Source organism: uncultured Azohydromonas sp. (genome assembly GCF_937926365.1).
Lineage (GTDB): Bacteria > Pseudomonadota > Gammaproteobacteria > Burkholderiales > Burkholderiaceae_C > Azohydromonas.
The window spans coordinates 1-12485 of sequence record NZ_CALAOH010000188.1; the positions used below are offsets into that span (position 1 = coordinate 1).

The following is a 12485-nucleotide window of genomic DNA, read 5'->3' on the forward strand; positions in this document are numbered from 1 at the left end:
CCACAACCTGCGTCAGTCGCACTGCAGATCAGGTTCAAGTCCGACAGCCTCCTAGGCGAAGCGCGGCGGCAGGCCGGGCTCAGCCCTCGGAACAAGCGGTTGTGGCCGAAACCGTTGCCGCGGCGTCCCGCGCGGCCGTGGGCCCGGGCGGCTCCAGCAGCGCGGCGGCCTCCTGGAGGCCGCGCAACAGCCCGGCGGCGCTGGGCTTGTCCACGAACACGCATTGTTTACCGGTGCGCTTGCAATGGTCCTTGACGCGCCAGTAGGCGCCATGGCTGATGCAGCCGGTCTGGCAGATCACCAGGTCGGCCGCGGCCAGGCTGGACTCCAGCTGCGCGCTGCCGTCCTCCTCGCCGCCGTCGTGATGCAGGAACTGGCCGCCCGTGCGCTCCACCAGCTGACGGTACACCGGCACGCTACCCGAGCGCCCGCCCACGCACAGCACGGCCTTGTCGGACAGCTTCGGCGCCAGGGGCAGCGGCGTGACCACGGGAACGTCCGCGACGGCAGGTGCCGGCACGTCCTCCGCCGGGCGCGCCGGTGCCGCCAAGGCCTGCGTCAGGCGGCGCTCCAGCGCCTCGATGCGCAGGCGCTGGCGCTCGATCTGCTGGGCCTGGGCGCGCCGCGCGGGCAGATCGGGCACGCCGCGGCGCAGTTCCTCGACTTCCGCGCGCAGGCTCTCCAGTGCCGTGTCGCGCGTGATCAGCGCGGCGCGCAGCCGTACCAGCTCGGCGGCCTGCTGCTCGATGGTGGCCGCGCGCTGCTGCAGCGCCTGGGTGCTGCGCTGCTGCGCCGCGGCCAGCTCGCGCACCAGCACGCCGTGCTCGCGCTGCAGCTCGGCGAAGCGCTCGCGGTCCACGCGCTCGGCCGCGCCGGCCTGGTGCTGCAGCATGTGCACGTCACGCAGCACCCGCTCCTCCAGCGCGGCGTCGCAGCGGCCATGCGTGAGCACGGCCCAGAACGCGGCGGGCACGCCGACGCCCTCCTGCAGCCGCTGCTGCCACCACTGCGCCAGCGCCGCGCCGTCCTTGCAGCGCGCCGCGGAGGCCAGGGCGGGCGCGAAGCGCTCGTCGAGCTCGCGCTGCAGCCGCTCGGCCAGCGGCGTGCGGACCTTGCACTCCTGGATAGCCAGGCAGTGCAACTCGTAGTCGTCCTGCGGCAGCGCACCGGCGATCACCTTCTGCGCCACGCGGCGCAGCAGGGGCAGCGGCACGCACACGCCCACCATCGGGCAATAGGCCGTGGGCGCCAGGTCCCACAGGCGGCGCCGGCGCGAGCCGCGGGTGAAGAGCTGCGCGGCCGCGGCCTGCGCGTGCCGGCACGGCGCCAGGCCGGGGCGATCTTCGCTACACATGGGCGGCTCCTCGGCTCAATGCCAGGCCGCCGAGGCGGCCGGGGATGCATCCGCCAAACGCGCCTGCAATCCTCGGCGCGCCGACAAGGTCATTTCCGACAGCTCTTCAAAGGCCTCGGGCGTCAGGCGCAGCGTGAGCGCGCCCACCTGCAGGTGCACTTGGCGGCAGTGCTCGCACACCAGGACCTGCCCCAGCGCGCCCTGCGCCACCGTCCGCGGCCGGCAGCCGGCGCCGTCCTCAGGGTTGCGTTGCTCCAAGCCGGTTCTCCTTCCATCACCCGTGATGTCAATGCACCAACTTTATTGCGAATCATTCGCATTTGCAATCTGTAGCTGAATGCGGTCGCGCGGTCAGCCGTCCGGCTGGGCCATGAAGCAGCGCTTGGCTGGCAGCGGCGCCAGGCAGGCGCAAGACTGCGCAGAAGTAGCCGGAATTTTTCCGCCCCAACACTGAAGCCACGCCTCGAATTACGCGGCACGGTGCTTTGGGCCTCATCCAAGTCCTTTAAGGCAAATAAACATGCACTCTTAAGCGCTTAAACCGAGCAGAGACAAAATTGCTGTGAAAAATTTGGAGATCACGACAGTAGTTACAAGTTTGGCGCATGGAACGGCATCGACCAACGGCTGGATTTGTATCAACGCCCGGCTTGTTCACCTCGGGCAGGTGCTGTACGCCGGCCGGGTCTTATGCATGCAAGTCCTTACCATCCCAGAAAATTCCTGGGTTCACCATCCTCCAGCAAGGCCTTCGATAAACCCAACATATCGTCACAACAACGTAACAACACATCGAGTTACCTTAGATACTAGCTTTCACAAACACATTACTCACAGTCTTTTACAGACCGTCGAAATACAGGCTGTACCGCTTGATAAAGCACCTGAAGCAGTAAATCGCTGAAGGCGGGAATTACACAAACACGTTTGCAGGCTAACCATGAAAAACTGGCGGCCGGCGTGTCGTGAATTCCAGTACCGGCCCGGCGAGGGCTGTTCTGAAGTATTACTGGAATTAGCATCGTGAATATCCAAATCAATCTGCGCCCGGCGCTGGCCGGGTCCATGGCGTCGGCCCTGGTGCTGCTCGCGGCTTGTGGCGGCGGTGGCGAAACGACGTTGTCCCAGGCATCCCCGTCCGGCACGGCGGCGCTCAGCGAGAGCGCCCTGGCGCTGGTGCCGGGCGACACCCGCGTGAAGTGGAATCCCGGCCACTACGTGCAACTCGGCGCCGGCGCCGCCGACGCGCTGGTGCAGCGCACCTTCAAGGAGATCTCCACGCTGCCCAACGTGCGCGGCGTGCAGACGCGCTACTTCTGGCGCGACCTGGAGCCTACCGAGGGCGTCTACGACTTCTCCGAGATCGACAAGGACCTGGCCCAGGCCCAGGCCGTGGGCAAGCGGCTGTTCATCGTGATCGGCACCAAAGCCTTCAGCGCCGGCGCGCGCGCGCTGCCGGACTACATGCACACCGACGAGTACGACGGCGGCGCGTTCCGCATCCAGATCAATGCGAAGGACACCGTCCGCACCGAGGCCACCACCGGCGAAAACATCGCGCTGTTCAACGGCAACGTGCGCGACCGCTTCATCGCGCTGACCACCGCGCTGGGCCAGCGCTACAACAGCCACAACACCTTCGAAGGCATCGGCTTCAACGAGACCGCGCTGGGACAGGCGGTGGTTCCGCTGACCAATACACAGAAGGCGGACTTCTTCACCAACCTCGCCGCGGTGGACGCCGCCACGCGCCAGGCCTTCCCCAACACGGTGGTGATGCAGTTCATCAACTACCCGCGCCCGTACATGCCGGCGCTGGTGAGCAGCGCGATCAGCAACAGCGTGGCGCTGGGCGGCCCGGACACCTTCCTCGACGACAGCGAGCTGGATGCCTCGGCCTACATCCACTACGACGCCGCCTGGGGCAAGGTGCCGCTGGGTCCCTCGGTGCAGGCGGAGAACTACGTCACCACCTACCAGGGCGGCCCCTACGCGCCCCCGGCCGTGACGGACCTCTACGCCTTCGCCAAGGGCCGGCTGCATGCCAACTACATCTTCTGGGCCAAGACGCTGACCGAACCGCTGGTGCCCTACAGCAACGTGCTGGCCATGTGGAAGTCGAGCAGCTTCCCCAAGGACGCGGCCGGCGGCCTGTCCACGGCGTGCCCGAGCACCTTCGCGTCCTGCGTGCCCAAGCTCTGACCCTAAGGCCGACCGGCGCGCGCGTTCAGCGGGCCCGCAAGGGCCCGCTTTTTCGTTCCTTGCTCAACGATGGGCGCCTGCGGCACGGCGCGCGCGTCGCGTCCGGGGCCCGTGCGCCGGACGCTCCCGGGCCATGCGGCTCAGGCGCGTTCGATGGCCAGCGCGATGCCCTGGCCCACGCCGATGCACATGGTGGCGACGGCGCGGCGCGCGCCCGTGCGCTCCAGCTGGCGCAGCGCCGTGAGCGCCAGCCGTGCGCCCGAGGCGCCCAGCGGATGGCCCAGCGCGATGGCGCCGCCGTTGGGGTTGACGTGGGCCGCGTCGTCCGCCAGGCCCAGCTGGCGCAGCACCGCCAGGCCCTGCGCGGCAAAGGCCTCGTTGAGTTCGATCACATCCACCTCCGCCAGCGACCAGCCGATGCGCTGCAGCAGCTTCTGCGTCGCCGGCGCGGGCCCGATGCCCATGATGCGCGGCGGCACGCCCGCCACCGCCATGCCCACGACCCGCGCGCGCGGCTGCAGGCCGTAGCGCTCCAGCGCCGCATCGGAAGCCAGCAGCAGCGCGCAGGCGCCGTCGTTGACGCCCGAGGCGTTGCCCGCGGTCACGCTGCCGTCGGGGCGCACCACGCCCTTGAGCCGGCCGAGCTGCTCCAGCGTGGTGTCGGGCCGCGGATGCTCGTCCGCGCTCACCGTCACGGGCTCGCCCTTGGCGCGCGGGATCACCACCGGCGTGATCTCCCCGGCGAAGAAGCCCGCCTCCTGCGCGGCCTTGCAGCGCTGCTGCGAGCGCCAGGCAAAGGCGTCCTGGTCCGCGCGCGCGATGCCGAACTCCACCGCCACGTTCTCCGCCGTCTCGGGCATGGAGTCGATGCCGTGCGCCGCCTTCATCTTCGGGTTCACGAAACGCCAGCCGATGGTGGTGTCCTCCACCTTGGCCGTGCGCGAGAAGGCGCTGTCGGCCTTGGCCATGACGAAGGGTGCGCGCGTCATGCTTTCCACGCCGCCGGCCAGGATGAGATCGGCCTCGCCCGTGCGCAGGCTGCGCGCGCCCTGGCCGATGGCGTCCAGCCCCGAGCCGCACAACCGGTTGAGCGTGGCACCGGCCACCTCCACCGGCAGCCCGGCCAGCAGCGCCGCCATGCGCGCGACGTTGCGGTTGTCCTCGCCGGCCTGGTTGGCGCAGCCGTAGAGCACGTCGTCCACGGCAGCCCAGTCCAGGCCGGGGTGGCGCTCGATCAGGGCGCGGATCGGCACCGCGCCCAGGTCATCGGCGCGCACGCCCGCCAGCGCGCCGCCGTAGCGGCCGAACGGCGTGCGCACGCCATCGACGATCCAGGCGTTCGAAGTCTTGGACATGGGGCTTGTCTCCTGTGAGGGCGCGGCATGCGCGCGGGTCTTTGTAAGGGGTTGCTGGCAGCGGATCGGGAAGGCGCCGCGGCGGGACGCTACGCGTCCTGCTGAATTGACCGACCGGCCGGTAGATATTAAGGTCCGGCGACTTCGTGACGCAAGTCAAGCCCGGTCCCTGAAAACCCGAGCGGCGGGCGACGGACCGGCACAACACCCCTACCCAAGGAGACGACCCCATGCCCTGCTACAGCCTCGAAGGCGTGATCCCGGTGGTGGATCCCAGCGCCTACGTGCACCCGAGCGCCGTGCTGATCGGCGACGTGATCGTGGGCCCGGACTGCTACGTCGGCCCGGCCGCGTGCCTGCGCGGCGACTTCGGCCGCATCGTGCTCAAGGCCGGCGCCAACGTGCAGGACACCTGCGTGATCCACGGTTTTCCCGAGCAGGAGACGGTGGTGGAGGAGAACGGCCACATCGGCCACGGCGCGGTGCTGCACAGCTGCGTGGTGCGCCGCGACGCGCTGGTGGGCATGAACGCGGTGGTGATGGACGAGGCGGAGGTGGGCGAGCAGGCGATCGTGGCGGCCTGCGCCTTCGTCGCCGCGGGCGTGAAGGTGCCGCCGCGCACGCTGGTCGCCGGCGTGCCGGCCAAGGCGCTGCGCACGCTCAGCGAGGGCGAGATCGCGTGGAAGCAGGAAGGCACGCGGGTGTACCAGGACCTGACGCGGCGCAGCCTGGCCTCGATGCGGGAGGTGCAGCCGCTGGCGGCGCTGGACGCGGATCGGCCGGCACTGAAGGCGCCGTCCGTGAAGCCGCTGGTGGCGGCGAAGCGGGACTAGGCCAGCGCCGCCTCGAACATCTGCTGCCGGTTCTTCCCGGTCTGCTTGACCCGGTACATGGCCTGATCGGCATGGCGCAGCAAGGTGTCCGGGTCGCCATCGTCGTCCGGGAACAGCGTGAAGCCGATGCTCGCCGAGACGAAACGCTGCTGCGCCTTGATCCACAGGGGCGCATGAATCGCCTCCAGCACCCGGGCGAGCACCTGGTCGCACGCCGACCGGTTCTCCACCCCGAGCAGCAGCAGGACGAATTCATCGCCTCCCAGGCGTGCCACGGTATCGCCCAGCCGCACGCTGTGCTGCAGGCGCTGCGCGACCTCGACCAGCACGGCATCGCCGGCGTCGTGGCCGAGCTCGTCGTTGATGCGCTTGAATCCATCCAGATCCAGGTAGCACACGGCCAGTCGCTGGCCGATGCGCCGCGCCTGGGCAAAAGCCATTTGCATCCGCTCGGACAGCAACGCCCGGTTCGGCAGCCGGGTCAGGGCGTCGTAGTGCGCCAGGAATTCCAGCCGCGCCTGGTGCTCCTTGAGTTCACTGGTATCGGTGAAGGCGACGATGTAATGGCTGACGGGTTCCTGCGGTGCCTGGACGCTGGAAATGTTCAGGCGGGTCGGATAGACGGTTCCGTCCTTGCGCCGTTCCCAGACCTCGCCTTCCCAGAAGCCGCAGCACTTCAGGGTGCGCCACAGGGCCTTGAAAAACGTCTTGTCATGCCGCCTGGAATCCAGCAGCCGCACCGAGCGGCCCCTGATTTCCTCCTTGCGATAGCCCGATATCTCCGTGAACATCGGATTCACGTCAACGATTCTCAGTCTGGCATCACAGATCATGATGCCTTCGTGAGCGTTCGCGAAAACGCTCGCCGCCAGCCGCAACCGTGATTCGGCCTCCTTCCTTTCCGTGATGTCGCGGCATGCGGTGAAAGCCAGCCACTCACCCTTGAAATTGAGAGCCGTCGAGGAAACCTCGACCGGGAATACCTTGCCATTCTTGGCCCTGTGCACGGTTTCGAAGGGTGCCGTGCGCCCCTGCTTGGCCTCCTCCATGTGGGCCTGGACCGCTGCCATGTCAAAAACCGGGTCGATATCCGGAATACTGAGCTTCAGCAGTTCTTCTTCGGTATATCCCAAGCTTTCGCAAGCCTGCGCATTGGCATACCGGATATGAGCCTGCGCGTCGATCAGAATATGAGCATCGCTGGCATACTGGCTGAAAAGCTGAAACTTCTTCAACTCCTCTTCGAGCTCATTGCGCTCCGTGACATCGTGCACGATGGAATACAAGAGATCGCCCTGCCCGGTGCTGATGGGCCCGCTGTAGACCTCGACGTCCCGAATTTCACCGGAGGCCAGACGGTGGCGGAACCTGAAGTACAACCGGCTCTCCGATTGAGCCATCTTCATTTCCTCGGCAATCTCCCTGGGGCTCAGCGTGTTGATGGCCGATATATTGAGTCCCAGCAACTGATCGCGTGAATAACCATAATATTTGCAGGCAGCCTGGTTGGCATCCTCGATGCGGCCGTCGGCGGGATCGATGATGAGCTTCACGGCACGGTTTCTTTCGAAGATCTGCCTGAAGCGGTGCTCGCTCTCGATCAATGCGGCCTCGTTCCTCTTGCGCTCGTTCAAGTTGACGAAAACCCCGGCCAAATGCAATGGCCGCCCAGCTGGGCCGCGTTCCACGGCCTGGCCACGTGCGCCAATCCAGTTCCACTGGCCGTCATCGGATTTCAGGCGGTACTCGATTTCGAACAGGGAATCCGCCCCTGAGAAATATTCCCGCATTCTGGCCCGGACCTTGGGCAGGTCGTCCGGATGGATCCGGGCCATCCAGTCCGCCAGACTGGAGGCCGTGGGCTGCTGGCACATGCCGCGGACGTTCTCCAGGTTGCCTCCGTAGGCGAACCGGTCCGTTTGGGCATCCCATGTCCACAGCCCCAGATGGGCCGCATTGATCGCCAGGCGCATGTGCTGCTCCTTGGCACGGAGTTCCCCCGCCAAGGCGGATACCAGCGCGGTCACGATGGAAAGCGTTGCCGTGTAGCCCCACAACAAGCTCATTTCATGATGCAGGTCGTCGCTCTGGAAAGGACCATGGCCTTGCGCCGTCGCCCAGAGGGCGGACGCCGAAACCACAAGCGCCATGGTGCAGGCCATACCGGCCTCGGTTCTCACGGCCAAATAGCACAGCAGCAGGAAAGGCACATAGAGCAGCAAACCGGTTGTCGGGGATGAACCCTGCTCCGAAAATGCCAGGTAGGCGGCTCCCAATACGATGGCGAATACCAGGGCCAGTTCGATACGCCGAGGGCCACGCACCATGCTGCGCCAGCATCGCGTCTCGGCAGTGACCAGTGCCAAGCCCACGGTGAGGCCTCCCTGGACATCGCCCAACCACCATACCAGCCAGGCGTACCGCAGGCCTGGAGCCGGCAGATACCCGGCCAGCCACAATTGGAGGACGCCATTGGTGGCAGTCAATGCCATGCCTCCGAAGACGCCAATGATCAAATACAGGCAATGATTTCCGCCGCCTCTCAGCGGCGGCTCCACTCCCAGTTTTCGCAATATCCAGGCCACCAGCCATGGGCCTGCCGTACTGCCGCAGGCCATAGCGGCGGCCACCACTCCCATGTTTCCTGATGCCAGGCCGAGCGCGAACGCGCCCAGCCAGACTGCGGGCCACAGCGACAATTCCCACCGCAGGAATGCAGCCAGTGCCACACCCGCGGCCATTCCATTGAAGATACCGTGGAGGCCCGCCGAGGCCGCCAGCACGGGGCCGATGTGCCCGCACGCGTAATATCCCAGGAACAGTGCCAGGAAACGCAGAGCCCAGGCAAGACGACGTGAATCGGATTTCGGCATGACGGCTGGACCGCGGCAACTACTGAACAGGTTTCGCCGTCCTGCGGCCGCAGGACTTCCAACCTTTACTCACTTTTTCGTCCCGCGGAGCCGGGACTTGAGTGCTTCAGCCGACATTCTGGCAACCATTCAACGCACTCAGGCCGACAGCGCAAGGTTCCCTTGACGTTTACAGCCGAGTGGTTCGCCGCCGCAACGGATGCCGGGCCTGGCACCGGATTGAACCGCCCGCTGCGGCAACCGCGGCCCTGGGCGGCACAAAGAAAAAGCGGCCGGCGCCACTGCGCGCCGGCCGCGAAAGGACCCCCCTGGGTCGCCTAGGAGACAACCTCGCACCGACCCCGATGCACCGGCCGGCTGCGGCTCCGGCGGGTGTCGTTTCGAGTGTCCATGGAGACCATGCTAGGGTGGCGGGCCGCGGCTGCACATGGGCGGATCCGCGAGGCGGGATGGGCGTTTTCGCCCAGGCCGGGTGGGCGTTTTGTCATGCCGCATTCGAGGTGCGAGCGCATCCAGCCGCCGCAAAGAAAGCGGCCGGTACCTGGCGGTACCGGCCGTTCAAGCGCGGGCCCGAGCCCCGCGCGTCCCCTGGGTCAACTCAGTTGATGGGCAGCGTCGCCACGCTTTCGGCCTTCTTGACCGGCGTCGTGACTTTCACGATCAGCGTACCCGAGCCGCCGCCACAACCGACGATGGCCTCGTAGCGGGGGTCCGGGGTCGGGTCGCGCAGCTTCAGCACGTAGTTGTTGACGGTCATGGTGGCAGGGATCACCGGGGTGCCAACCACACCGAAAAGCGCTTGCAGATCGATCTTCGACCCGGCCGGCATCGGATTGCCGTTCTCATCCCTGGCGCGGAAATAGACCTTGGCCGTCTTGCCGGGCGGGCAGCTCAGGTTGCTCATGACCGTGCCGTCCGCCTGCTCGAAAGTGATGGTCGCCTCGCTGCCGGAGAAGATCTGCACCAGTTGCGCCGACACGTACGTCGTGGGCGCGATGGACGGGGGAAGCGTGGGCGCGACGGGTGAAGCCGGTGGATTGCGCAGCACGCCGTTGTAGCGGCCATCTCCCGGCGTGCTGCAACTCCCATTGTTGGGTCCCACGCAAGGCTCACCAGGGGTATAGGCCTTGTTCTCGTCGTCGTCCCGGTAGATGTCGCGCGGCTGGTCCTGCTGGGACGTGAACTCCGAATCGGCTGCGTCTCGCGCCGCATCGCAGTCGTCGCAGAGGTTGTTGCCGTTGCGGTCGTTGAAGTCTTCCTCCCCCAGGGCGTAGGCCATCACCGTGACGCGGCCGCGGTGGCTGAGCACGTCGGACGTGCGCTGGGCGGGCGGGACGTATCGATCATCCGGGTGGCGAGGACTTGCCGAGCGCAGCTGGACGCTGCAGGAACCAGAGCCGGGGCCCTGCTTCGAGTTTGTGGATTCGCCCGCCGGGGTGGTGGACGGCAGGAGCTGCCCGGTGATGCACGATGCCTCGATGTTGCCCCCTTCGGCCGTGAAGTTGACAGCGGTGCCATCGGGCACCGGGTTGCCAAAGTGGTCGGCCATGCGCACCGTGACGATGGAGCATTCGTCCTGGTCCAGGGTCCAGCCCTCGCAGTTGCCGGTGGTGGTGGACAGCGAGAAGTGCTGCTGGTCAGGCACGCCTGTGGAGACCACCAGCACGTTGGACAGCGTGGAGAGGTTGGTGCCGTCCACCACCGCCTTGACCCGTACCGAGGTCGGGAGCGTGCCGCCGGACACCAGCGTGGTGACCGTGCCATCCGGGCTGGAAATGGCGGTGTCGGGATGCAGCTTCAGGCCGCCGATGGCGGCGATCTCGCCACCGTTGAGGTTGGCAAAGCCGAAACGCACGCGCGTGCCGCTGACGGCCGTGCCGGTGGTGTCGAAGACCTTGAAACGCAGCGTCGCGAACTCCTGGCGCCCGATGCCGCCCGTACCCGCCAGCGCGATGTTGCTGGTGTCCGAGGCAACGAAGCTCAGCGAGCCGGCCGTGGCGGGCAGCACGGTGATCGTGCCGGTTTGCACGACGGTGGCATCACCCAGCGTGACGGAAGCGGTGATGACGTCCGGCACGCCGCAGCCCTTGTCCGAATAGCTGGCCGACGCCACGCCGTTCTGCGTCGTGACCGGCGAGCTCAGGGTGGCCTTGCCGGCCGTGGCACAGGGCGAACTGAAGCTCACCGGCAACGGCGCGGTGTACGGCTGGTCGTTGCTCAGCACCGTGACGCTGATGGCGGCATTGGCACCGGCCGACAGCGATGCGGGCACCGTCATGGCGCTCAGAGCCAAAGTCGGGAAGGCAACGACATAGGACACCGAAGCCTGCAGGGTCGAGCCGCGCACCGTGGCGTTGGCCGTGGCAGTGAAGGCGCCCGTCCGCGCCCCTGCCGGCAGCCCGATGCGCGCCACGCCGTTGGCGTCCGTCAGCGCCGTGCCCGCGGCGGGGACGAAGCCCCCCGTGTTGTCCGTCGTGCTGAAGCTCACCACCGTGTTGGGCACGGCACGGCCATCCCAATCCTGGACCGTCACCACCAGCGTGCCCGCGCTGTCCGGTTGCACCTGCGTGGTGGCCGCGCCCGACGGATTGATGAGGACCATGCCCAGCTTGGCGCTGCAAGCCAGGGGATTGGCCATGGTGGGCATGCAGCTCGCCGGGGCGGGAGTGCCGCCGGTACCGCTGTCGGCGGCGCCGCCGGTGGAGGTGCCGCTGCCGGCGCTCCCACTGCCGCCACCCCCTCCTCCACCTCCACATCCAGCCAGTGCCGCCGACAGCAGCGCGGCCGTGATGGCCCATTTCAGTTCCATGGTCGGTCCCCCAGGTTCACGAGCCTTCCGGCCCTTTGTGATGACCCGCCCTGCCGGGCAGGTCTCGTCTTGGACCCATGCTAGGAACCGGCCTCATTCCCCGCACCGGAGCATTCGCCCATGCGCGGGAAGCAAGTTGTCAGGGGTGGTCCGGGAGACTTGTCACGGGCGCCCGCACCGCCGGCACGCCGCCCAGGAACAGGTCGGCGACGATGGGCGCCATCGCCTCGTGGTCCAGCACGCCGTCGGGCCGCAGCCACGTGAACATCCAGTTGATCATGCCGAACAGGAGCATGGTCAACGGTTTGCTCAGGCCCGCGCCACCCAGCTCCGGCCGCATCTCGCCCAGCACCTGGGCGAAGCCTTCCACCAGGCGGCGCTCCTTCTCCAGCACGCGCTCGCGGTCCTCCTCCACCAGGAAGCGCACGTCCTCGGTCAGCACGCGATGCGCGTCCTTGGCGTGGGCGTATTCCTCGACGAAGCGCCGTATGAGCTCGCGCAGCCGCGCCTCGGCCGGCAGCCCGGCGGCGGCCACGTCGTTCACCAGCCCTTCCAGCTTGGCCACGTGCCCCTCGGCAATGCTCACGAGCAGGGCGTACTTGTCCTTGTAGTAGTGGTAGAGCGTGGGCTTGGACAGCCCGCAGGCCTCGGCCACCTGGTTCATCGAGGTGGCGGGGTAGCCGCGCTGCGCGAAGAGCCGGGCGGCCTGGGCCAGGATGGCTTCGCGCTGCTCTTCAAAGCCGGAGGTGCGGATGCGGGCCATGGGACTTCGTTCCTCTGTGAGCTGCTGCATGAAAACGTGAAACCCGCCATCTTGCAGCAGCCGGCCCGCCCCCCGGCGCCGCGCCTAGCGCGCGCGCCGGTCGATGACGCGGCGCGCCTTGCCGGTGAGGGTGCGCTCGATGGAGCCCGGCAGCATCACCTCCACCCGCGTGCTGATGCCCACCAGCGTCTTGATGCGGTGCTGCAGCCACTTCGCGATCTCCTGCACCACCGCGCCCGGTTGCGGCCCCAGCGCGGGCTGCAGCTCGCAGCGCACCAGCACCTCGTCCAGCAGCC

General features: G+C 67.4%; 8 protein-coding genes and 1 pseudogene. 2 read left to right on the top strand and 7 right to left on the bottom strand.

Going from position 1 to position 12485, the window contains the following annotated elements; genetic code table 11:
• Window positions 1–79 precede the first annotated feature (79 nt).
• A complete protein-coding gene (locus Q0741_RS20065; RefSeq protein WP_298234962.1) occupies window positions 80–1354 on the bottom strand; it encodes a DUF2325 domain-containing protein in 1275 nt (424 codons plus the stop codon).
• Window positions 1355–1369: 15 nt separating this feature from the next.
• The gene (locus Q0741_RS20070) at window positions 1370–1612 is read right to left on the bottom strand and encodes a hypothetical protein (protein WP_298234963.1); all 243 of its coding nucleotides are present in this window, start codon (window positions 1610–1612) and stop codon (window positions 1370–1372) included.
• Between the two features lie 765 nt (window positions 1613–2377).
• Between Q0741_RS20070 and Q0741_RS20075 the strand changes: the two genes are divergently transcribed.
• Complete coding sequence (locus Q0741_RS20075) at window positions 2378–3556, top strand: beta-galactosidase (RefSeq protein WP_298234964.1); 1179 nt, start codon at window positions 2378–2380, stop codon at window positions 3554–3556.
• Window positions 3557–3696: 140 nt separating this feature from the next.
• Here Q0741_RS20075 and pcaF read toward each other — a convergent pair whose 3' ends face one another.
• A complete protein-coding gene (pcaF, locus tag Q0741_RS20080; RefSeq protein ID WP_298234965.1) occupies window positions 3697–4911 on the bottom strand; it encodes a 3-oxoadipyl-CoA thiolase in 1215 nt (404 codons plus the stop codon).
• Window positions 4912–5141: 230 nt separating this feature from the next.
• Between pcaF and Q0741_RS20085 the strand changes: the two genes are divergently transcribed.
• Window positions 5142–5744, top strand: a complete 603-nt coding sequence (locus Q0741_RS20085) for a phenylacetic acid degradation protein PaaY (RefSeq protein ID WP_298234966.1) — start codon at window positions 5142–5144, stop codon at window positions 5742–5744.
• Here Q0741_RS20085 and Q0741_RS20090 read toward each other — a convergent pair.
• The 4 genes and pseudogenes from Q0741_RS20090 to Q0741_RS20105 form a co-directional block, all read right to left on the bottom strand.
• Window positions 5741–8617, bottom strand: a complete 2877-nt coding sequence (locus Q0741_RS20090) for a PAS domain S-box protein (RefSeq protein ID WP_298234967.1) — start codon at window positions 8615–8617, stop codon at window positions 5741–5743. The two genes, Q0741_RS20085 and Q0741_RS20090, sit on opposite strands and share 4 nt — an antisense overlap.
• A 598-nt stretch (window positions 8618–9215) precedes the next feature.
• Window positions 9216–11426 carry a hypothetical protein gene (locus Q0741_RS20095; protein WP_298234968.1) on the bottom strand — a complete coding sequence of 737 codons (2211 nt, stop codon included), beginning with the start codon at window positions 11424–11426 and terminating at the stop codon, window positions 9216–9218.
• Window positions 11427–11565: 139 nt separating this feature from the next.
• A complete protein-coding gene (locus Q0741_RS20100; RefSeq protein ID WP_298234969.1) occupies window positions 11566–12189 on the bottom strand; it encodes a TetR/AcrR family transcriptional regulator in 624 nt (207 codons plus the stop codon).
• 84 nt (window positions 12190–12273) lie between these two features.
• Window positions 12274–12485: pseudogene (locus Q0741_RS20105) on the bottom strand (phenylacetate--CoA ligase); the annotation flags it as partial.

Excerpts from the sequence above, each read along its gene's own strand:
- Q0741_RS20065 (WP_298234962.1), bottom strand. The coding sequence starts at position 1,354 with ATGTGTAGCGAAGATCGCCCCGGCCTGGCGCCGTGCCGGCACGCGCAG.
- pcaF (WP_298234965.1), bottom strand. The coding sequence starts at position 4,911 with ATGTCCAAGACTTCGAACGCCTGGATCGTCGATGGCGTGCGCACGCCG.
- Q0741_RS20085 (WP_298234966.1), top strand. The coding sequence starts at position 5,142 with ATGCCCTGCTACAGCCTCGAAGGCGTGATCCCGGTGGTGGATCCCAGC.
- Q0741_RS20090 (WP_298234967.1), bottom strand. The coding sequence starts at position 8,617 with ATGCCGAAATCCGATTCACGTCGTCTTGCCTGGGCTCTGCGTTTCCTG.
- Q0741_RS20095 (WP_298234968.1), bottom strand. The coding sequence starts at position 11,426 with ATGGAACTGAAATGGGCCATCACGGCCGCGCTGCTGTCGGCGGCACTG.
- Q0741_RS20100 (WP_298234969.1), bottom strand. The coding sequence starts at position 12,189 with ATGGCCCGCATCCGCACCTCCGGCTTTGAAGAGCAGCGCGAAGCCATC.